The organism is Burkholderia crassaminum (assembly GCF_964265005.1).
Lineage (GTDB): Bacteria > Pseudomonadota > Gammaproteobacteria > Burkholderiales > Burkholderiaceae > Burkholderia.
In genome coordinates this window covers 1057177-1078068 of sequence record NZ_OZ183799.1, presented here as the reverse complement: position 1 = coordinate 1078068, position 20892 = coordinate 1057177, and the positions used below count along the sequence as shown (strand labels likewise).

Genomic DNA, 20892 nt, shown 5'->3' with positions numbered 1-20892 from the left:
CCGGTGGAGGCTGGCGCCGGCGCGCCGCCGAAAGCCGACGCCGCGCCGGCCGCCGGTTCCGTTCAAGCCGGGCGCGACGGCGCCGCCGTCACGCCATTTCCGGCAACCTGAACACGGCTACCGCATGCCGCAGCGCGCTCGCCTGCTCGGCCAGCGCCTGCGTCGCGGCCGATGCCTGTTCGACGAGCGCGGCGTTGCGCTGCGTCGCTTCGTCCATCTGCGTGACCGCGATGTTCACCTGCTGGATACCGCCGCTCTGCTCCTGCGACGCGGACGAGATCTCGCCGACGATCGTCGTGACGCGCTGCACCGCGCCGACGATCTCGTGAATCGATTCGCCCGCACGGCCGATCAGCACGGCCCCCTCGTCGACCCGCTTCGTCGACTGCTCGATGAGCCCCTTGATCTCCTTCGCGGCCGCGGCGCTGCGCTGTGCGAGCGTACGCACCTCCGCCGCGACGACCGCGAAGCCGCGCCCCTGTTCGCCCGCGCGCGCCGCCTCGACCGCTGCGTTCAGCGCGAGGATGTTGGTCTGGAAGGCGATGCCGTCGATCACCGCGATGATCTCGCCGACCTTCGCCGAGCTGTCGGCGATGCCGTTCATCGTACCGACGGCATCCGTCATCACGCCGCCGCCCGCCGCCGCGATGTTCGATGCATCGTGCGCCAGTTGCGCCGCGTGCTGCGCATGCTCGGCCGACTGGCGGACGATGCCCGTGAGTTCGGTCATGCTGGCGGCCGTCTCCTCGAGCGACGCGGCCTGCGCCTCGGTACGCGCCGACAGGTCATGATTGCCCGACGCGATCTGTGCGCTCGCGGTCGCGACGGCTTCGGCGTGCGTACGCACTTCGAGCACGACGCCCGACAGGCTCGTCTGCATCGTCTGCAACGCGCGCAGGAGATCGGCGATCTCGTCGCGGCCGGCCGCGTCCACATCGCGCGTCAGGTCGCCTTCGGCGACGGCCTGCGCGCACGCCACCGCACGGTCGAGCGGACGCAGGATCGCGCGGCTGAACAGGAACGCACCGACCATCGCGACACCGAGCACGACCAGCATCAGCACGAGGCTCGCGGCAGTGGCGTGCTGCGCGTCGCGGCTCGCCTGCGCGGACACGGCGGCACTCTCGTCGGCAATCGACTTCGCGGCCCGCTCCAGCAGCGCCGCGGGTTCACGGTCGACACCCGCCACGGCGGCATCGCCGGCCGACGGCTCGAAGCCCGCAGCCTTGAACGCGTCGAACCCGCGCCGGTAACCGTCACCCATCGCCGTATGTGCGCGCATGAACTGCTCGACGAGCGAGCGGCTCTCGCCGGGCGGCAACTGATGAACGAGCTGCGCGGCGAGCGTATCGACCGTCCGCTCGCGCGTCTGAAACGCCTGCCAGTACTGGTCGAGCTTCTCGGGCTGCTTGCCGCGCAACAGCGTGTCCTTCCATTCCTGCACTTGCAGCTTGAACTGCACGAGCGTGGCCGACACGAGCCGTTCATCGCCGACGTTCGTCTGCACGTCTTCGGCAAACGTATCGATCGACCGATTGAGAATGTGGATACCGTACAGCGCGCCACAGAACATCAGCAGCAGCGCGACGGCGAATGCGAGGGGAATCTTGTAGCTCAGCTTCATGGGACCTTGAATCGACGGGGAACGAAGCGGTCCGGCACGGGCGCCGACCGCCGCCACGTGTTAACGGCGCCGGAAGCGCGGGCTTAAAGCTGAAGAAAGCGGCAAGGACCGGACGTGCACGACAAGGGCGGGCCGGTTCGATCAGGCCGGATGCGCCGCGCACGGTCCGGCTGTGGCAGCCCTGCGCGGGCCCGCCGTCCGGCGGCGCACGACGGCGATCGACAGCACGCCGAATACGATTCCGGCGATCACGTCGGCCAGGTAATGACCGCCCTGCGTCGGCGTCGATACGATCATCACGACATGCAGTACGACCGACGCGAGAAACACGTGACGGACATGTCGCACCACATACGCGAGCAGCAGCGCGAGCATCACGTGGAACGACGGCAGCGACACGAGCCCCTGCGATTCCGGCAGGCAGAACTGCCGAAGCTGCCCGCTGTGCAGCAAGTCGTAGCGAGCACGGTCGCTATCGCATCGGCACGATCCGATGCACCTAAGGTCGAGCTGTTGCCACCGCAACGGCTTGCGACACATCGAACCGCAAACCCAAAACGAAAAGCCCCTTGATCCTTCCGGATCAAGGGGCTTCGTATTCTGGCGGAGAGGGTGGGATTCGAACCCACGGTACGGGGAAACCGTACGCCTGATTTCGAGTCAGGTACATTCGACCACTCTGCCACCTCTCCTTCCTTGCTGCTTTACTGCATTTCGCGGTTGGTCGTTTCCGCGAAAGAAAAGATTATAGAACGATCTCTTTTAAAGTGGCAAGCCCTTTTTGCAAATTTTCTTGCGAGGACTTCAAGAGATCGCCGGCGCGCGATGTTACGACGCCTGTGCCGGCGCGTCGATGCGCTCGATGCCGCCCATGTACGGACGCAGCACTTCCGGCACCGTGACCGAGCCGTCCGCGTTCTGGTAATTCTCCAGCACCGCGACGAGCGTGCGGCCGACCGCAAGGCCCGAACCGTTGAGCGTATGCACGAGTTCCGGCTTGCCCTGTGCGTTGCGGAAACGCGCCTGCATCCGGCGCGCCTGGAACGACTCGGTGTTCGAGCAGCTCGAGATCTCGCGATAGGTGTTCTGTGCAGGCAGCCACACCTCGAGGTCGAACGTCTTCGCGGCCGAGAAGCCCATGTCGCCCGTGCACAGCGTGATCACGCGGTACGGCAGGCCGAGCTTCTGCAGGATCGCTTCCGCATGGCCGACCATCTCGTCGAGCGCCGCGTACGACGCATCCGGCGCAACGACCTGCACCATCTCGACCTTGTCGAACTGGTGCTGGCGGATCATCCCGCGCGTGTCACGGCCGTACGAACCGGCTTCCGAACGGAAGCACGGCGAATGCGCGGTGAGCTTGATCGGCAGCGCGGACCCTTCGACGATCGACTCGCGCACGGTGTTCGTCAGCGAGATTTCCGACGTGGAGATCAGGTATTGCGTGACCTTGTTCTCCTCGCCACCCTTCTCGACACGGAACATGTCGTCCGCGAACTTCGGCAGCTGGCCCGTGCCGTACAGAATTTCCGGGTTCACGATGTACGGCGTATATGCCTCGGTGTAGCCGTGCTGCTGCGTGTGCGTATCGATCATGAACTGCGCGAGCGCGCGGTGCAGGCGCGCGATCGAGCCGCGCAGCATCGTGAAGCGCGCGCCGGCGAGCTTCGCGCCGGTCTCGAAATCGAGGCCGAGCGGCGTGCCGACGTCGACGTGATCCTTCACCGCGAAATCGAACTGGCGCGGCGTGCCCCAGCGGCGCGCCTCGACGTTGTCGGCTTCGTCCTTGCCGACCGGCACGCTTTCATGCGCGACGTTCGGCATGCCCAGCATCAGGTCGGACAGGCGCGCCTGGATGTCGCCGAGCTTGGCTTCCCCCGCCTTCATTTCGTCGCCGATCCCGCCGACCTCGGCCATCACGGCCGACGTGTCCTCGCCCTTCCCCTTCATCGCGCCGATCTGCTTCGACAGGCTGTTGCGGCGCGCCTGGAGCTCTTCGGTACGGGTCTGGATCGCGCGGCGTTCCGCTTCGAGCGCGGAGAACGCGGCGATGTCGAGGGTGTAGCCGCGATCGGCGAGGCGCTTCGCGACGCCGTCGAGGTCTTTGCGCAGCAACTGGATGTCGAGCATGGGAGGACTTGGAAAATCGTTGTGTAAGACGGGAATTCTAACGCACCGCGGGGCTGCCACGGCACCGGCCGGACGGACAATGCTGCAAACGGGCGATGACCGCGTTGCGACGGCCATGGCAGTATCGCATTGTAGGTTCGCCCGCCGGCACGCGCGAAATCGCGCGGCATCGAAGCGCCGCGGATCGCGAAACGCCCGTGCGGGCGCGCAGCAGCGCATCGAACGAGGCGCCCGCCACACGTCACCGCTAACCAAGGAACCCGATGGCCATCGAACTGGACAAGGACGTACGCGACCGCGCGATCGCGTCACTGCAACGCTATTTCACAGAAAACATGGACGAGCCGATCGGCAACATCCAGGCCGGCGCGCTGCTGCACTTCTTCGTCGAGGAGATCGGCCCCGCGATCTACAACCTCGCGATCGCCGATGCGCAGTCGAGCATGCACACGCGCGTCGCCGAACTCGACATCGAATGCCATCAGGAGCCGTTCGACTACTGGAAGAAGCAGCCGGCACGCAAGCGCTGACGCGCGGAAAACGCGCCGGCCGAGCCGCGCTACGCCATCAGTCCTTCTTGCCGGCCTCGCGGTCGAGTTCGCTCAGCCATGCGAGCTTGTCGGCGATCTTCGATTCGAGCCCGCGCCGCACCGGCTTGTACCAATGCGGCTCGCGCATCCCGTCCGGCAGGTAAGTCTCGCCGGCCGCATACGCATTCGGCTCGTCGTGCGCGTAGCGATACGCGTGGCCGTAGCCGAGTTCCTTCATCAGCTTGGTCGGCGCGTTGCGCAGATGCACGGGCACCTCGCGCGACTTGTCCTGCTTCACGAACGCCATCGCCTGGTTGAACGCGTTGTAGCCCGCGTTGCTTTTCGCCGCGCACGCGAGATAGATCACCGCCTGCCCGAGCGCGAGCTCGCCTTCCGGCGAGCCGAGCCGCTCGTAGGTTGCGGCCGCGTCGTTCGCCATCTGCAGCGCGCGCGGATCGGCCAGGCCGATGTCTTCCCACGCCATCCGCACGATCCGCCGCGCGAGATACTTCGGATCCGCGCCGCCGTCGATCATCCGGCAGAACCAGTACAGCGCACCGTCCGGGCTCGAGCCGCGCACCGACTTGTGCAGCGCCGAGATCTGGTCGTAGAAGTTGTCGCCGCCCTTGTCGAAGCGCCGTGCGTTCAGCGTCATCGCGTTGCTGACGAAGTCGGCATCGATCGTCGCGACACCAGCCGACGTGGCCGCCGTCTGCGCCTGCTCGAGCAGGTTCAGGAAGCGCCGCGCGTCGCCGTCCGCATAGCCGACCAGCGTATCGATCGCCTTGTCGTCGAACGCGAGGCCGTCGAGCGCGATTTCCTGCGCGCGCGTCAGCAGCTGACGCATCTCGTCGTCGTCCAGCGACTTCAGCACGTACACCTGCGCACGCGACAGCAACGCCGAATTGACCTCGAAGCTCGGGTTCTCGGTCGTCGCGCCGATGAAGGTCACGAGCCCCGACTCGACGAACGGCAGCAACGCATCCTGCTGCCCCTTGTTGAAGCGGTGAATTTCGTCCACGAACAGGATCGTGTGGCGACCGGTGCGGTTCAGCGTGTCCTTCGCCTGCTCCATCGACTCGCGGATATCCTTCACGCCGCCGAGCACGGCGGACAGCGCAATGAACTCGCAGTCGAATGCGAGCGCTGTGAGCCGCGCGAGCGTCGTCTTGCCGACGCCGGGCGGCCCCCACAGGATCATCGAATGCGGCTTGCCCGATTCGAACGCGAGCCGCAGCGGCTTGCCTTCGCCCAGCAAATGCGTCTGGCCGATCACCTCGGCGAGCGTCTTCGGCCGCAGCGCCTCGGCGAGCGGCCGGCGCGGCTCGACTTGAAACAGATCGGACATGAACCCTCGCTCCACATCAAACGGTCGCGGCCGAACCGGCCGCCGGACCCGACATTATGACAGCCGCGCGACGGCATCGCCGTACCCGGTGCCCGCCTGGTGCCCGCGCCAGGTGCCCTGCGCCCACAAACAACACGGGCCTGCCGTCGCCGGCAGGCCCGTTGTGCAAGAGCGGCGTGCTGTGCCGGTCAGCCGGTAATCACGTCCGCGCCCTTCGGCACGACGAACTTGAACGTGTCGCCCTTCAGCGGCGGATTCGTCTGGATGTTCGTAAACGTCAGCAGCGTGACGTTGCCGAACACGTCGTGCAGCTCCATCGCGGCGAGCGTGCCGTTCTTGAAGCCGATGCCGATCCGCTGGAACTGCGTGTCCTGCGCCTTCGGCAGCATCTCGAGCCACTCGATGCCGCCCTTCTCGCCGGCATCGCGCAGCGTGTAGTTCTTGTCGAGATCGTTGCTGCCGAACAGGATCGCGGCCGGGCTCGCGCCCAGCGCGCCGTTCAGCTTGCGCTCGGTGACCTGGTTCAGGTCGCGGTCGTACACGTAGAGCTTCTCGCCGTCGGCCTGCAGCACCTGCTGGTACGGCTTCTGGTACGTCCAGATGAACTTGCCCGGGCGCGCGAACACGAACGTGCCGCTTGAATTGTCGGTGGGCTTCGGCACGGCCTGCACGGCGCTCGCGCCCTTCGCCGGTGCCTTGACGATCTGCTGCGTGAAGTCGCCCTTCGCCGAACGCACCTGCGACACGAACGCCTTCAGTTGCTCGGTGCCGCCCGCGAACGCGTGCGTCGCCGCGAGCATCAGCGATGCGCCGGCGAGCGCCGCGCCGAGCCAGCGCCGCGTCGAACGAAGGGACATTGCGAACGAATGTTGCTGCATATTGCGGTTTTCTCCCTGGGTGGCCGGCGCTGCGAACGCCGCGGACTCATTCCGCGTCGCGCGCCGGCACAAGAATTTCGCGGTTGCCGCTCGACGACATCGCCGACACGAGCCCCGACTGCTCCATCTGCTCGAGCAGTCGCGCCGCGCGGTTATAGCCGATCCGCAGGTGACGCTGCACGAGCGAGATCGATGCGCGGCGGTTCTTGATGACGATCTCGACCGCCTGGTCGTACAGCGGATCAGACTCGCCGCCGCCTTCACCGGTTCCCGCGCCGGCCGAGCCCTCGTCGCCATCGGCCGTGCCGCCTTCGAGCAGGCCCTCGACGTAGTTCGGCTCGCCCTGCTCCTTGAGCTTCTCGACGACGCGATGCACTTCGTCGTCCGCGACGAACGCGCCGTGCACGCGCACGGGCAGCCCGCTACCGGGCGGCAGGTACAGCATGTCGCCCATCCCGAGCAGCGATTCGGCGCCCATCTGGTCGAGAATCGTGCGCGAGTCGATCTTCGACGACACCTGGAACGCGATCCGGGTGGGCACGTTCGCCTTGATGAGGCCCGTGATCACGTCGACCGACGGACGCTGCGTCGCGAGGATCAGGTGGATGCCGGCTGCGCGCGCCTTCTGCGCGATCCGTGCGATCAATTCCTCGACCTTCTTGCCGACGACCATCATCAGGTCGGCCAGCTCGTCGATCACCACGACGATGTTCGGCAGGCGGCCGAGCGGCTCGGGATCTTCCGGCGTCAGGCTGAACGGATTCGGCAGCTTCTCCTCGCGCTTCGCGGCCTCGTCGATCTTGTTGTTGTAGCCCGCGAGGTTGCGCACGCCGAGCTTGCTCATCAGCTTGTAGCGGCGCTCCATCTCCGCGACCGTCCAGTTCAGCGCGTGGCCGGCCTGGCGCATGTCGGTGACGACCGGGCACAGCAGGTGCGGAATGCCTTCGTAGACGCTCATTTCGAGCATCTTCGGATCGATCAGGATCAGGCGCACTTGCTCGGCGGTCGCCTTGTACAGCAGCGACAGGATCATCGCGTTGATCCCGACCGACTTGCCCGAGCCGGTCGTGCCGGCGACGAGCAGGTGCGGCATCTTCGCGAGATCCGCGCACACGGGCTTCCCGCCGATGTCCTTGCCGAGGCTCAGCGTCAGCGCCGACGATGCGGCCGCATACACCTCGGAGCCGATGATCTCCGACAGATGCACGGTCTGGCGGCGCTGGTTCGGCAGTTCGAGCGCCATGTAGTTCTTGCCGGGAATCGTCTCGACGACGCGGATCGACACGAGCGACAGCGAGCGCGCGAGATCCTTCGCGAGGTTGACGATCTGGCTGCCCTTCACGCCGATGGCCGGCTCGATCTCGTAGCGCGTGACGACCGGGCCCGGATACGCGGCGACGACGCTCGCCTCGACGCCGAAATCCTTCAGCTTCTTCTCGATCAGGCGCGACGTGAATTCGAGGGTGTCGGCCGAAATCGACTCCTGCGCCTTCGGCGCGGGATCGAGCAGCGACACGGGCGGCAGCGTCGAATCGCCCGGCAGGTCGGTAAAGAGCGGCACCTGGCGCTCGCGCTCGACGCGCTCGGACTTCGCCGGCGTGACGACCGGCGGCACGATCGTCACGGGCTCGTGATCCTCGATGCGCACGCGCTCCTCTTCGACCTTGCCTTCGCGGCGCACGGCCGCGGCCTCGCCGAGCTTGCGGTCACGCTCGGCCTCGCGGCGCAGCTTCGCGACGTTGACGGCCGACAGGATCGCGCCGCCGACACGCTCGGCGACCGACAGCCACGAGAAGCGGAAATACAGCGACAGGCCGATCGCCAGCGCGATCAGCAGCAGCAGCGTGCCGCCCGTGAAGCCGAACGCGTGCGACATCGCGCCCGCGACGGCCTCGCCGACGACGCCGCCCGGCGCACGCGGCAACTGCACCTTCAGCGACCACATGCGCAGCGCCTCGATGCCGTCGCACGCCAGCACGACGAGCACGAACGCGAAGATTTCGGTGAGCCAGCCGATCGGCCGCTCGGGTTCGTCCGCGACCGCCTCGTGGCGCGTGATGCGGCGATAGTTGACGGCGATGCGCCGCCCGAGCGGCACGATCAGCCAGTAGGCCGACAGGCCGAACAGCAGCAGGATGATGTCGGCCGTCCAGGCGCCGACGCGGCCGGCCCAGTTCGAGATGTGGTCCACCTGGGCGGCGTGCGTCCAGCTCGGATCGCGCCGGCTGTAGCTCAGCAGGGCCATCACCAGAAATGCGCAGAGCGCGACCTGGAGAATCCAGCGGATCTCCGTGAGGAGCTTCGACATCCGGTGCGGCAACGCCTGTGCCTGGGCGGAATAAGGAGCTTTTGCCATGAATCCGTATAAAGAGGACGGGCTGCGCGCCCGCCTGTCGTTCGATCCCGCATATTGTAAGCGCTGCACCGGGCCGCCAAGTGTAAATGACGGTTACATAACAGGGCCGGGGTACGGCCGGCGCGGCGCACGCGCGCCGCAGCGGCCCTTTCTTCCCGGTCCGGCCGGCCATCGGGCGCCGCTGCCGCGCCGCCCCGCACCGGCGCCACGCCCCGCCCGCCCGCGCGCGCGGCCGTTGCGCCGCGCGACACTATCGCCGCGATTGAAACTCTCGTTCGGCAACGCAGCATCGGGGCCTTTATAATGCGCGTCTGATACCCATCTATGACGGCATCCCGGTCACCCCGGATCGTACGGCGAGCCTTACCCCGCCCGCCGCGGCCGCCTTTTACGGATTCGCACATGTCCACGCCCAAACACGCCAAAGTCCTGATTCTCGGTTCCGGCCCCGCCGGCTACACGGCTGCCGTCTACGCGGCACGTGCCAACCTGTCCCCGGTGCTGATCACCGGTATCGCGCAGGGTGGCCAGCTGATGACCACGACCGACGTCGAAAACTGGCCGGCAGACGCGAAAGGCGTGCAGGGTCCGGAGCTGATGGCACGCTTCCTCGAGCACGCCGAGCGCTTCAACACCGAAATCGTGTTCGACCACATCCACACCGCGAAGCTGCACGAGCAGCCGATCCGCCTGATCGGCGACTCGGGCGAATACACGTGCGACTCGCTGATCATCGCAACCGGCGCGTCCGCGCAGTACCTCGGCCTGCCGTCCGAAGAACACTTCATGGGCAAGGGCGTGTCGGCCTGCGCGACCTGCGACGGCTTCTTCTATCGCGGCCAGGAAGTCGCGGTGATCGGCGGCGGCAACACGGCCGTCGAGGAAGCGCTCTACCTGACGGGCATCGCGAAGAAGGTCACGGTGATCCACCGCCGCGACAAGTTCCGCGCGGAGCCGATCCTGATCGACCGCCTGCTGGAGAAGGAAAAGGAAGGCGCCGTCGTGATCAAGTGGGATCACGTGCTCGACGAAGTGACCGGCGAGGATTCGGGCGTCACGGGCCTGCGCATCAAGAACGTGAAGACCGGCGCGACGGAAGACCTCGCCGTGCAGGGCGTGTTCGTCGCGATCGGCCACAAGCCGAACACCGACCTGTTCCAGGGTCAGCTCGAGATGAAGGACGGCTACATCCTGACGAAGAGCGGCCTGCACGGCAACGCGACGTCGACGAGCGTCGCGGGCGTGTTCGCCGCGGGCGACGTGCAGGACAACGTGTACCGCCAGGCAATCACCAGCGCGGGCACGGGCTGCATGGCCGCGCTCGACGCGCAGCGCTACCTCGAAAGCCTGCACGACAAGAAGTAAGCCGCGAGACCGCTCGCGCCGGGCGCTACAATGGCGTCCGCTGCCGCGAAGCGGGCTCGACCGGAAAGCCGCTGCCGCCGTGCAGCGGCTTTTTTTTGCCCGCGCGCCCGAACGCGCCTGCCCTGCGTACCGAATCATGGCGAAGAACCAGCCCCATCCGAGCGATCCCGCGAAGCGGAAGATCGCCGCCCGTCCCGCGAACCCCGCGCCGGCAGCCCCGCCGCCCGCGCCCGATCCCGCCGCCTTGCGCGGCCAGGGGCTCGCGGGCCTCGGCGCGTTGCGCAAGTCGCTGCAAGGCGAAGCCGATCGCCGCGACCGCGAGCGCGTCGAAACGGCCAAGGCCGAGCGCAAGGCGGAAGCCGACGCGAACCTGTTCCGCAACGAGATCGGCGCGATCCGGCCGCTCAACGCACCGCCGCGCGCAGCGGCCGGCCGCACGCCGCCCGACCCGGTGCCGAAGCAGACGCAGCGCGACGAGGAAGCCGTGCTGAACGCGACGCTGTCCGACGAATTCGATCCCGAGACGCTGCTCGACAGCGACGACTCGCTGTACTACCACCGCCCCGGCATCAGCCGCGACGTCGTGCGCAAGCTGAGGAGCGGCGCGTGGATCGTGCAGGCGCAGATCGACCTGCACGGGATGCGGCGCGACGAGGCGCGCGACGCGCTCGCCGAATTCATCCGCGACGCCGGCAAGAAGGGGCTGCGCTGCCTGCGCGTGATCCACGGCAAGGGGCTCGGCTCGATCGGCAAGGAACCCGTGCTGAAAGGCAAGGTGCGCGCGTGGCTCGTGCAGAAGGAAGAAGTGATCGCGTTCTGCGAGGCACGCGGCAACGACGGCGGTGCAGGCGCGGTGCTGGTGCTGCTGCAGCCGCTCGCGGGCCCCGCCGACCGGGGGCCGCGTGCCGCATCCTAGGCTGACGCTCGCGATCGCGGTACTGGAGGCGATCGCCACGCTGGCCTTTGCGATCTCGGGCTTCATCGAGGCACGCAAGAACCGTCTCGATTCGGTCGGCACGTTCGTCGTGGCGCTCGCCACCGCGTTCGGCGGCGGCACGCTGCGCGACATCCTGCTCGAGCGCCGGCCGTTCTACTGGGTCGTGCACGACGACTATGTGATCGTGATCTTCGTGCTCGCGCTGTTCGCGCCGTTCGTGCTGCGCATGCTGTCGCGGCTGTCGGCCGAGCGGTTGCTGCTCGTCGCCGATGCGGTCGGGCTCGGGATCTTCAGCATTTCGGGCACGGCGATCGCGCTCGACGCCGAGATGCCGCGCTTCATCGCGGTGATGATGGGCGTGATCACGGGCGTGGTCGGCGGGATCATCCGCGACGTGCTGTGCAACGACATCCCGCTGATCCTGCGCGATTCGCGGCCGTACGCGACCTGCGCGTTCGTCGGATGCTGGTTCTACCTGCTGCTCGTGTGGCTGCAGTTCGATTCCGTGTACAGCGTGCTCCTCTCGACCGGCTTCATCCTCGTCGCGCGACTCGCGACGTTCAAGTTCGACGTGCGGCTGCCGCACTGAGCGCCGCGGCTGCCCCGACTTCGGCACCAAAAACAAAAGGGGCCGTTCGTCGAAACGGCCCCTTCTCCTTCATTCAGCGCAACAGCGCCGCCTCACGCGATCCGCTCTTCCGATGCCGGATCGAACAGCACCGCCTTCGACACGTCGAACAGCAGCGACTGCGTCTGCCCCGGCTGCGGGTTCGCGGCCGGATGCACGCGGCTCACGATGCGCTTGCCGTTCACCTGCGCGAACACATGCGTGTCCGGCCCGGTCGGCTCGGTCACGTCGACGCGCACGTCGATTGGCTGCAGCTTCGACGCCTCGCCGTGGTGCGCGTTGCGCGCGTCGGTGATGCGCTCCGGGCGCAGGCCGAGGATCACCTCGCGGCCGACGTGGCCGTTCATCCGCTTCGCGTCGAACGGCAGGTGCAGCGCGCTGCGCGCGAGGCCCGTGTCGATCTCGAGCGCGATCCCGCTGCCCTGCTCGACCAGCTTGCCGTTGATGAAGTTCATCGGCGGCGCGCCGATGAAGCCCGCGACGAACAGGTTCGACGGCGAATCGTAGATCTCCTGCGGCGCGCCGAACTGCTGGACCACGCCGTCCTTCATCACCGCGATCCGGTCGCCGAGCGTCATCGCCTCGATCTGGTCGTGCGTCACGTAGACGATCGTCGTGCCGAGGCGCTGGTGCAGCAGCTTGATTTCCGCGCGCATCTCGATGCGCAGTTTCGCGTCGAGGTTCGACAGCGGCTCGTCGAACAGGAACAGCGACGGATCGCGTGCGAGCGCGCGGCCCATCGCGACACGCTGGCGCTGGCCGCCGGACAGCTGGCCCGGCTTGCGGTCGAGCAGGTGCTGGATCTGCAGCATCTGCGACACGCGGTCGACGATCTGCTGCTGCTCCTGCTTCGGCACCTTGCGGATGTTCAGGCCGAACGAGATGTTCTCGCGCACCGTCATCGACGGATACAGCGCGTACGACTGGAACACCATCGCGATGTCGCGATCCTTCGGCGACAGGTCGTTGACGACCTTGCCGTCGATGCAGATCTCGCCGCTCGTGACCGTCTCGAGCCCGGCGATCATGTTGAGCAGCGTCGATTTCCCGCAGCCCGAGCCGCCGACCAGGATCAGGAACTGTCCGTCCTCGATCTCGATGTCGACACCCTTCAGGACCGGCACCCCGTTCGGGTAGGTCTTGTACACGTCACGGATGGAAAGGCTTGCCATGCTGTGAATCCTCTGTCTCGTCTCGCGCGGCGCACTCGGGCGCCGCGTCGGGTTCGTTTCGATGCGCCGCGCGCGATGCGCGGCCGGTTCGTCGTATCGGATGAAGCCGCGCCTACCCCTTCACCGCGCCCGCCGTCAGCCCGCGCACGAAGTAGCGGCCGGCGACGATGTAGACGAGCAGCGTCGGCAGCGCGGCGATGATCGCGCCGGCCATGTCGACGTTGTACTCCTTCACGCCCGTCGACGTGTTGACGAGGTTGTTCAGCGCCACCGTGATCGGCATCGAATCGACGCCGGAGAACACGATCCCGAACAGGAAGTCGTTCCAGATCTGCGTGAATTGCCAGATCAGGCACACCATGAAGATCGGCAGCGACACCGGCAGCAGGATCTTCGTGAAGATCGTGAAGAAACCGGCGCCGTCGATGCGCGCGGCCTTCACCAGCTCGGCCGGCACGCTCACGTAGAAGTTGCGGAAGAACATCGTCGTGAACGCGATCCCGTACACGACGTGCACGAACACGAGGCCCGGAATCGTGTTGGCGAGGCCGAGCATGCCCTGCAGGCGCGCCATCGGCAGCAGGATCACCTGGAACGGGATGAAGCAGCCGACCAGCATCATCGTGAACAGCGCGTCCGCGCCGCGAAAGCGCCAGTGCGTGAGCACGTAGCCGTTGAACGCGCCGATCAGCGACGAGATCAGCACGGCCGGGATCACCATCTGCAGCGAGTTCAGGAAGAACGGCTTCATGCCGTCGCAGCGCACGCCGGTACAGGCACCGCTCCACGCCTTCAGCCACGGGTCGATGGTCCAGGTGGTGGGCGGCGTCAGCAGGTTGCCGGTGCGCAGCTGGTCGAGATCCTTGAACGACGTCGACAGCATCACGTAGATCGGGAACAGGAAATACAGCGCGAACAGGATCAGTGCCGCATAGATCACTGCCCGGCTGATCGTCATCTTAGGCTGCATTGCGGGTGCTCCTCGACTCCATATACATCAGCGGCACCAGCACCGCGACCACGGTCGCGAGCATCATCACCGAGGACGCCGCGCCGAGCCCGAGCTGGCCGCGGTTGAACGAAAACGTGTACATGAACATGGCCGGCAGCGACGACGACGTGCCCGGGCCGCCCGCCGTCAGCGCGACGACGAGGTCGAAGGTCTTGATCGTGATGTGGCACAGGATCAGCAGCACCGAGAAGAACACCGGGCGCATGCTCGGGATCACGATCTTGCGGTAGATGGTCGGCAGCGTTGCGCCGTCCACCTGCGCGGCCTTGAAGATCTCGGCGTCGACGCCGCGCAGCCCCGCGAGGAACAGCGCCATCACGAAACCGGTCGACTGCCACACGGCCGCGATCACCACGCAGAAGATCGCCTTGTCCGGATCGCCGAGCCAGTCGAACGAGAAGCTCGCCCAGCCCCAGTCGTGCATCACCTTCTCGAGGCCGAGGCCCGGGTTCAGGATCCACTGCCACGCGGTGCCGGTGACGATGAACGACAGCGCCATCGGGTACAGGAAGATCGCGCGCAGCGCGCCTTCGTTGCGGATCCGCTGGTCGAGCAGGATCGCGAGGAACAAGCCGAGCGCGACGCAGACCGCGATGAACGGAATCCCGAACCAGCCGAGGTTCGCGGCGGAGGTCCACCACACGTCGTTCTGGAACAGGTCCGTGTAACGGCCGAAGCCGTCGAATTCGTAGTTCGGCAACAGCCGCGAATTGGTCAGCGACAGATAGCCGGTAATCAGGATGAAGCCGTAGATGAACACCACGGCGATCGCGACGCTCGGCGCGAGCACGAGCTTCGGGATCCAGCGATCGGCGAAGGCCGACATCGGCGACGTACGCCGCGCGGCGGCAGCGCCGGATCCGTTTCCGTTAAGAGGGGCAGCCACTTGATTCGACTCCTGGAACGAGGGCGACGCAGGCCGGGCCGGCGCCAGGTACGGCACGGGCCCGCGGGCGAGCCCGTTTGCTGCACATGCAAAAACGCCCGGCCGAGGTTGCGCTTCCGGCCGGGCGCCTGTCGCGCGTTACTTGACCTTCGCGGCCTTCGCGAGCGCGGCGACCGCGCTCTTCGAATCCTGCTGCGAGTTCATGAACTTCGTCACGACGTCCGTGATCGCGCCGGCGGTCGCATCGCTCTGCGCCATGCCGTGCGCGAGCGACGGCACGAAGCCGCCCGACTTGATCGCGGTCTGCTCGTCGGCGTACGACTTCTTCGCGCAGTCGTCGAACTTGTCCATCTTCACGCCGAGGCGCACCGGCACCGAGCCCTTCAGCAGGCTGAACTGCTCCTGGAAGTCCGGCGTCATGATCGTCTTGGCGAGCGCGAGCTGGCCCGGCGTCGCGGCCTTCTCGCCCTTCTGCTGGAAGAACACGAACGAGTCGACGTTGAACGTGTACGAGTTCGCGGTGCCCGGCACCGCTGCGCAGATGTAGTCCTTGCCCGCCTTCTTGCCGGCGTTCTCGAATTCGCCCTTCGCCCAGTCGCCCATGAACTGCATGCCGGCCTTGCCGTTGATGACCATCGCGGTCGCGAGGTTCCAGTCGCGGCCGTTACGGCCGGTATCGAAGTAGCCCTGGATCTTGCGCACCGTGTCGAACACGGACAGCATCTGCGGCGACGTCAGCGTGGCCTGGTCGAGGTCGACCAGCGCCTTCTTGTAGAAGGCCGGGCCCTGCGACAGCACGACGTCTTCCCACAGCGTCAGGTCCTGCCACGGCTGGCCGCCCATCGCGACCGGCTGGATGCCCGCGGCCTTCAGCTTGTCGGCCACCGCGAAGAATTCGGGCCAGGTGGTCGGGACCTTCGCGCCGACCTTGTCGAGCGCAGCCTTGTTGATGTACATCCAGTTCACGCGGTGCACCGAGAACGGCGCCGCGACGGTGTGGCCCTTGTACTTGATGATCTTGTCGATTTCCGGCGGCAGGTTCTGCTTCCAGTCGCCGGCAGCGGAATCGATGTTGACGAGCACGCCCTGGTCGGCCCAGTCCTGGATCAGCGGGCCCTTGATCTGCGCGGCCGACGGTGCGTCGCCGCTGATCACCTTGGTCTTCAGCGCGGTCATCGCCGCTGCGCCCGCGCCGCCCGCGACCGCGAAGTCCTTCCACACGTAGCCCTGCTTCTGCACGTCGTCCTTCAGCACGCCGACGGCCTTCGACTCGCCGCCCGAGGTCCACCAGTGCAGCACCGTCACATTCTCGGCTGCCTGCGCCGCGACGGCGCCAGCCATCAGACCTGCCGCGCAGAGCGCGCCCATGATCGAGCGAACTTTCATTACTTATCTCCTCCAGACTGAATCAACTCGTGAGGTTCCCTGACCGGGAACCGGCTTCTTGATAACGACGGGGAAATCGAGCCGCGGGACGCATGCAGCGTACGGGCCGATGACCGGCCGGGCTCTTACAGAAAGCGTGAATCGAGATTCAACGGCGTGTCTCCTCTTTGTGTTTCTGGCCCACCGCGATGATGCGGCGCGAGCCCGGGGCCGACGGTGCGCGAACGATGCGCATCATCAATGTCCGATAACATTCGGCACAAGGCGCTCCCGAAGGCGAAGCTCGCGCAGCTCATCGACCGCACTTCTTTTTTTCTTCACCCAGGTGCTACCCCTTGCGGCGGATTGTAGTTAAACTACAATTCAGTGTCAAAAATATTTTTATCGCACTACGGATCGCTTCCCAGCACCCCCAACACGGCGGAGACACATGCATACCGATTCCAGCTTTACCTTCGTACTTTTCGGCGGCACCGGCGATCTGTCGATGCGCAAGATCCTGCCCGCGCTGTTCGAAGCGCACCGCGCGAACATGCTGGCGGAGAGCGGCCGGATCGTCGCCGTGGCGCGACATGAATCGGATCGGGCGGGTTATCTCGAGTGGGTCGACACGCACGTGAAGCAGCATGCGGAGAAAGCCGCCGGCAAGGCGTTCGACGAAGCCGCGTGGAAGTCCTTCCTCGATCGCATCGAGTACGTGAAGCTCGACCTCGGCCGCGCGGAAGACTACGTCGTGCTGCGCGACGCGATCGCATCGCTGCCCGGTATCCGCGTGTTCTATCTGGCGACGGGCCCGTCGCTGTTCGTGCCGATCTGCAAGGCGCTCGCGTCGGTCGGCCTGAACGAAGGCTCGCGCATCGTGCTCGAGAAGCCGCTCGGCTACGACCTGAAATCGTCGAACGCGATCAACGACGCGGTCGGCGAGATCTTCGCGGAAGGCCAGATCTACCGGATCGACCACTACCTCGGCAAGGAACCGGTGCAGAACCTGCTCGCGCTGCGCTTCGGCAATGCGCTGTTCGAGCCGCTGTGGCGCCGCGAATGGGTCGAGAGCATCCAGATCACGATTGCCGAGGAACTCGGCGTCGAGGCGCGCGGCGATTTCTACGACAATACGGGCGCGCTGCGCGACATGGTGCAGAACCACCTGCTGCAGCTGCTGTCGATCGTCGCGATGGAGCCGCCGCACTCGATGGATTCGGATTCGGTGCGCGACGAGAAGCTGCGCGTGCTGCGTGCGCTGAAACCGGTCGATCCGCGCGACATCGGCAAGGTGGCCGTACGCGGCCAGTATCATGCGGGCGTGATCAAGGGCGCGCAGGTGCCGGCGTACGCGACCGAGCCGGGCGTGAAGCCCGACAGCCAGACCGAAACCTTCGTCGCGCTGAAGGTCGAGATCGAGAACTGGCGCTGGGCCGGCGTGCCGTTCTTCCTGCGCACCGGCAAGCGTCTCGCCGACCGCGTCGCGGAGATCGTCGTCAATTTCCGCCCGGTGCCGCACTCGGCGCTGGGGCCCACGGCGTTGCGCCCCGGCTCGAACCGCCTCGTGATCCGGCTGCAACCGAACGAGACGATCCGCCTGTACTGCCTCGCCAAGCAGCCGGGCGAAGGGATGAACCTCGCGAGCGTGCACCTCGACCTCGCGTTCGACCAGTTCTTCAAGGAAGGGCAGATGGAGGCGTACCAGCGCCTGCTGCTCGACGTGATCAACGGCCGCCTCGCCCTCTTCGTGCGTCGCGACGAACAGGAAGCCGCATGGCGCTGGGTCGAGCCTATCCTGAACGAATGGGCACGCACGCTGAAGCCGCCGAAGCCGTACGCGGCGGGCACGTGGGGGCCGGCCGCGGCGAGCGCGATGCTCGCTCAGCACGACACCTGCTGGCTCGAAGAAGAGAACTGATGTAAACGTAGCCGCGCCCGCCATCGTGCACCGCTACGTGCCCCACGATTCGTACGATTTGAACAGACAAAGCAGTCCGGAGGAGATGTGATCGAGATCCACGCTTTCGACACCCAGGAAGCGCAAAGCGAAGCGCTCGCGCGCGCCGTCGGCGACGCGCTGCGCGCCGCGCTCGCCGACCCCGCGCGCCCGACGCTCGCGGTGTCCGGCGGCACGAGCCCGCGCCCGTTCCTGCACACGCTGTCGCACGCGGCGCTCGACTGGGCCGGCGTCGACGTGACGCTGGTCGACGACCGCTGGGTGCCGGAGGCCGACGCAGCCAGCAACGCCACCCTCGTGCGCGACACGCTGCTGCAGCATGCGGCGGCCCCTGCCCGTTTCCTGCCGCTCGTCGACACGCACGCCACGCTCGACGCACACGTCGCCGCGCTGAACGCGAACGCCGACTACCGCGTGCCGACCGTCGCCGTGCTCGGCATGGGCGAGGACGGCCATACCGCGTCGATCTTCGCCGATGCACCCGAATGGGATCACGCGATCACGACGCCCGAGCGTTTCGTCGCCGTGCATCCCGGCGCCGCGCCGCATGCGCGCGTGAGCTTCTCGCTCGATGCGCTCAAGCGCGTCGACCGGCTGTTCCTGCTGATCGCGGGCCCCGCCAAGCGCGCGGTGCTCGACGCCGCAGCGGCCACGCTGCAGAAGAACGCGATTTCCCAACTGGCCAACGACAAGGGGACCCAGCTCGATGTCTACTGGTGCGCAAAGTAAGGCGGTCGTCGCGAGCCAGCATGCCGACGGCCCGCGCCTGCTCGCGGACGTCGGCGGCACCAACGCGCGCTTCGCGCTGGAAACCGGCCCGGGCGACATCACGCAGATCCGCGTGTATCCCGGCGCCGACTATCCGACGCTCACCGACGCGATCCGCAAATACCTGAAGGACGTGAAGATCACCCGCGTGAACCACGCGGCGATCGCGATCGCCAATCCGGTCGACGGCGATCAGGTCACGATGACCAACCACGACTGGAGCTTCTCGATCGAGGCGACGCGCCGCGCGCTCGGTTTCGACACGCTGCTCGTCGTCAACGATTTCACCGCGCTGGCGATGGCGCTGCCGGGCCTGACCGACGCGCAACGTGTGCAGGTCGGCGGCGGCACGCGCCGCCAGAACAGCGTGATCGGGCTGCTCGGGCCCGGCACCGGGCTCGGCGTGTCGGGGCTGATTCCGGCCGACGACCGCTGGATCGCGCTCGGCAGCGAGGGCGGCCACGCGTCGTTCGCGCCGCAGGACGAGCGCGAGGATCTGGTGCTGCAGTACGCGCGCAAGAAGTTTCCGCACGTGTCGTTCGAACGCGTGTGCGCGGGCCCCGGCATGGAGATCATCTATCGTGCGCTCGCCGCGCGCGACAAGAAGCGCGTCGCCACGACCGTCGACACGGTCGAGATCGTCGAGCGCGCGCATGCGGGCGACGCACTCGCGCTCGAGACGGTCGAATGCTTCTGCGGGATTCTCGGCGCGTTCGCGGGCAGCGTCGCGCTGACGCTCGGCGCGCTCGGCGGTGTGTACATCGGCGGCGGTGTCGCGCTGAAGCTCGGCGAGCTGTTCACGCGCTCGTCGTTCCGTGCGCGCTTCGAGGCGAAGGGCCGCTTCACGCACTACCTCGAGAACATCCCGACCTACCTGATCACCGCCGAATACCCGGCGTTCCTCGGCGTGTCGGCGATCCTCGCGGAGCAACTGTCGAACCGCTCGGGCGGGGCGTCGTCGGCCGTGTTCGAGCGGATCCGCCAGATGCGCGACGCACTGACGCCGGCCGAGCGCCGCGTGGCCGATCTCGCGCTGAACCATCCGCGCTCGATCATCAACGACCCGATCGTCGACATCGCGCGCAAGGCCGACGTGAGCCAGCCGACCGTGATCCGCTTCTGCCGCTCGCTCGGCTGCCAGGGGCTGTCGGACTTCAAGCTGAAGCTCGCCACCGGCCTCACCGGCACGATCCCGATGAGCCACAGCCAGGTGCATCTCGGCGACACGGCCACCGACTTCGGCGCGAAGGTGCTCGACAACACGGTATCCGCGATCCTGCAATTGCGCGAGCACCTGAATTTCGAGCACGTCGAGAACGCGATCGAGATCCTGAACGGCGCGCGGCGCATCGAGTTCTACGGGCTCGGCAACTCGAACATCGTCGCGCAGGACGCGCATTACAAGTTCTTCCGCTTCGGGATCCCGACGATCGCGTACGGCGACCTGTACATGCAGGCCGCGTCGGCCGCGCTGCTCGGCAAGGGCGACGTGATCGTCGCGGTGTCGAAGTCGGGGCGCGCGCCCGAGCTGCTGCGCGTGCTCGATGTCGCGATGCAGGCCGGCGCGAAGGTAATCGCGATCACGTCGAGCAACACGCCGCTCGCGAAGCGCGCGACCGTCGCGCTCGAAACCGATCACATCGAGATGCGCGAATCGCAGCTGTCGATGATCTCGCGGATCCTGCATCTGCTGATGATCGACATCCTCGCGGTCGGCGTCGCGATCCGCCGTGCGTCGACGAACGGCGAGGTGCCCGATGCCGTCGCCCAGGCGAAGGCACGCGCGAACGACGACGAAACGGCCGACGTGCTCGACTGGCTGAGCCACGGCGCGTCGCCGGGGGCGAAGGACGTCGCGCGGGATTGATGCGCGGCGCGGCGGCAGCCGCTTCCCGCGTCCCCAAGAAAAACGCCACCGCGCGCGATGCGCCGG

The 20892-nt window shown here is 66.9% G+C and carries 17 protein-coding genes and 1 tRNA gene; 7 read left to right on the top strand and 11 right to left on the bottom strand.

What is annotated here, in order from left to right:
* Nucleotides 1–88 precede the first annotated feature (88 nt).
* The 4 genes from ACPTTF_RS04910 to serS all read right to left on the bottom strand — a co-directional run bounded on the left by ACPTTF_RS04910 (nt 89) and on the right by serS (nt 3754).
* On the bottom strand, nt 89–1624 hold the full coding sequence (locus tag ACPTTF_RS04910; RefSeq protein WP_423370448.1) for a methyl-accepting chemotaxis protein: 1536 nt from the start codon (nt 1622–1624) through the stop codon (nt 89–91).
* Between the two features lie 141 nt (nt 1625–1765).
* Nucleotides 1766–2077 carry a phosphatase PAP2 family protein gene (locus ACPTTF_RS04905; protein WP_243771676.1) on the bottom strand — a complete coding sequence of 104 codons (312 nt, stop codon included), beginning with the start codon at nt 2075–2077 and terminating at the stop codon, nt 1766–1768.
* A 148-nt stretch (nt 2078–2225) separates the two neighbouring features.
* A tRNA-Ser gene (locus ACPTTF_RS04900) sits at nt 2226–2316 on the bottom strand.
* Between the two features lie 136 nt (nt 2317–2452).
* On the bottom strand, nt 2453–3754 hold the full coding sequence (gene serS, locus ACPTTF_RS04895; protein WP_166957313.1) for a serine--tRNA ligase: 1302 nt from the start codon (nt 3752–3754) through the stop codon (nt 2453–2455).
* Between the two features lie 263 nt (nt 3755–4017).
* Here serS and ACPTTF_RS04890 point away from each other — a divergent pair, with 263 nt between their 5' ends.
* Nucleotides 4018–4284, top strand: a complete 267-nt coding sequence (locus ACPTTF_RS04890; protein WP_166957311.1) for a DUF2164 domain-containing protein — start codon at nt 4018–4020, stop codon at nt 4282–4284.
* 37 nt (nt 4285–4321) lie between these two features.
* Here ACPTTF_RS04890 and ACPTTF_RS04885 read toward each other — a convergent pair whose 3' ends face one another.
* From ACPTTF_RS04885 to ACPTTF_RS04875, 3 genes are all read right to left on the bottom strand, one after another.
* Entirely contained in the window at nt 4322–5632 is a 1311-nt protein-coding gene (locus tag ACPTTF_RS04885; RefSeq protein WP_423370447.1) for a replication-associated recombination protein A, read from the bottom strand.
* Nucleotides 5633–5820: 188 nt separating this feature from the next.
* On the bottom strand, nt 5821–6510 hold the full coding sequence (gene lolA, locus ACPTTF_RS04880) for an outer membrane lipoprotein chaperone LolA (protein ID WP_011351257.1): 690 nt from the start codon (nt 6508–6510) through the stop codon (nt 5821–5823).
* Between the two features lie 46 nt (nt 6511–6556).
* Nucleotides 6557–8866, bottom strand: coding sequence for a DNA translocase FtsK (locus tag ACPTTF_RS04875; protein WP_423370446.1), 2310 nt, complete (start codon nt 8864–8866; stop codon nt 6557–6559).
* A gap of 402 nt (nt 8867–9268) precedes the next feature.
* Between ACPTTF_RS04875 and trxB the strand changes: the two genes are divergently transcribed.
* The 3 genes from trxB to ACPTTF_RS04860 all read left to right on the top strand — a co-directional run bounded on the left by trxB (nt 9269) and on the right by ACPTTF_RS04860 (nt 11757).
* Entirely contained in the window at nt 9269–10231 is a 963-nt protein-coding gene (gene trxB / locus ACPTTF_RS04870; protein WP_166957305.1) for a thioredoxin-disulfide reductase, read from the top strand.
* A 136-nt stretch (nt 10232–10367) separates the two neighbouring features.
* Nucleotides 10368–11147, top strand: coding sequence for a Smr/MutS family protein (locus ACPTTF_RS04865; RefSeq protein ID WP_166957899.1), 780 nt, complete (start codon nt 10368–10370; stop codon nt 11145–11147).
* On the top strand, nt 11134–11757 hold the full coding sequence (locus ACPTTF_RS04860) for a trimeric intracellular cation channel family protein (protein WP_423370445.1): 624 nt from the start codon (nt 11134–11136) through the stop codon (nt 11755–11757). The genes ACPTTF_RS04865 and ACPTTF_RS04860 overlap by 14 nt, the downstream gene beginning before the upstream one ends.
* A 92-nt stretch (nt 11758–11849) precedes the next feature.
* On the opposite strand, the gene ACPTTF_RS04855 is transcribed toward ACPTTF_RS04860, so the two are convergent.
* The 4 genes from ACPTTF_RS04855 to ACPTTF_RS04840 form a co-directional block, all read right to left on the bottom strand.
* Nucleotides 11850–12968, bottom strand: coding sequence for an ABC transporter ATP-binding protein (locus tag ACPTTF_RS04855; protein WP_423370444.1), 1119 nt, complete (start codon nt 12966–12968; stop codon nt 11850–11852).
* A gap of 112 nt (nt 12969–13080) precedes the next feature.
* Nucleotides 13081–13938, bottom strand: coding sequence for a carbohydrate ABC transporter permease (locus ACPTTF_RS04850; RefSeq protein WP_166957299.1), 858 nt, complete (start codon nt 13936–13938; stop codon nt 13081–13083).
* The gene (locus tag ACPTTF_RS04845) at nt 13928–14866 is read right to left on the bottom strand and encodes an ABC transporter permease subunit (RefSeq protein ID WP_166957297.1); all 939 of its coding nucleotides are present in this window, start codon (nt 14864–14866) and stop codon (nt 13928–13930) included. Before ACPTTF_RS04845 ends, ACPTTF_RS04850 begins: the two co-directional genes overlap by 11 nt.
* A gap of 138 nt (nt 14867–15004) precedes the next feature.
* Nucleotides 15005–16252 carry an ABC transporter substrate-binding protein gene (locus ACPTTF_RS04840; RefSeq protein WP_166957295.1) on the bottom strand — a complete coding sequence of 416 codons (1248 nt, stop codon included), beginning with the start codon at nt 16250–16252 and terminating at the stop codon, nt 15005–15007.
* Nucleotides 16253–16682: 430 nt separating this feature from the next.
* Here ACPTTF_RS04840 and zwf point away from each other — a divergent pair, with 430 nt between their 5' ends.
* The 3 genes from zwf to ACPTTF_RS04825 all read left to right on the top strand — a co-directional run bounded on the left by zwf (nt 16683) and on the right by ACPTTF_RS04825 (nt 20826).
* Complete coding sequence (gene zwf, locus ACPTTF_RS04835; RefSeq protein WP_423370443.1) at nt 16683–18152, top strand: glucose-6-phosphate dehydrogenase; 1470 nt, start codon at nt 16683–16685, stop codon at nt 18150–18152.
* 87 nt (nt 18153–18239) lie between these two features.
* Nucleotides 18240–18920, top strand: coding sequence for a 6-phosphogluconolactonase (gene pgl, locus ACPTTF_RS04830; RefSeq protein WP_423370442.1), 681 nt, complete (start codon nt 18240–18242; stop codon nt 18918–18920).
* A complete protein-coding gene (locus ACPTTF_RS04825; protein ID WP_166957289.1) occupies nt 18898–20826 on the top strand; it encodes a bifunctional transcriptional regulator/glucokinase in 1929 nt (642 codons plus the stop codon). Before pgl ends, ACPTTF_RS04825 begins: the two co-directional genes overlap by 23 nt.
* Nucleotides 20827–20892: the final 66 nt, after the last annotated feature.

Coding starts and splice junctions, on each gene's coding strand:
- ACPTTF_RS04910 (WP_423370448.1), bottom strand. CDS start 1,624: ATGAAGCTGAGCTACAAGATTCCCCTCGCATTCGCCGTCGCGCTGCTG.
- serS (WP_166957313.1), bottom strand. CDS start 3,754: ATGCTCGACATCCAGTTGCTGCGCAAAGACCTCGACGGCGTCGCGAAG.
- ACPTTF_RS04890 (WP_166957311.1), top strand. CDS start 4,018: ATGGCCATCGAACTGGACAAGGACGTACGCGACCGCGCGATCGCGTCA.
- ACPTTF_RS04885 (WP_423370447.1), bottom strand. CDS start 5,632: ATGTCCGATCTGTTTCAAGTCGAGCCGCGCCGGCCGCTCGCCGAGGCG.
- lolA (WP_011351257.1), bottom strand. CDS start 6,510: ATGCAGCAACATTCGTTCGCAATGTCCCTTCGTTCGACGCGGCGCTGG.
- ACPTTF_RS04875 (WP_423370446.1), bottom strand. CDS start 8,866: ATGGCAAAAGCTCCTTATTCCGCCCAGGCACAGGCGTTGCCGCACCGG.
- trxB (WP_166957305.1), top strand. CDS start 9,269: ATGTCCACGCCCAAACACGCCAAAGTCCTGATTCTCGGTTCCGGCCCC.
- ACPTTF_RS04865 (WP_166957899.1), top strand. CDS start 10,368: ATGGCGAAGAACCAGCCCCATCCGAGCGATCCCGCGAAGCGGAAGATC.
- ACPTTF_RS04855 (WP_423370444.1), bottom strand. CDS start 12,968: ATGGCAAGCCTTTCCATCCGTGACGTGTACAAGACCTACCCGAACGGG.
- ACPTTF_RS04850 (WP_166957299.1), bottom strand. CDS start 13,938: ATGCAGCCTAAGATGACGATCAGCCGGGCAGTGATCTATGCGGCACTG.
- ACPTTF_RS04840 (WP_166957295.1), bottom strand. CDS start 16,252: ATGAAAGTTCGCTCGATCATGGGCGCGCTCTGCGCGGCAGGTCTGATG.
- zwf (WP_423370443.1), top strand. CDS start 16,683: ATGCATACCGATTCCAGCTTTACCTTCGTACTTTTCGGCGGCACCGGC.
- ACPTTF_RS04825 (WP_166957289.1), top strand. CDS start 18,898: ATGTCTACTGGTGCGCAAAGTAAGGCGGTCGTCGCGAGCCAGCATGCC.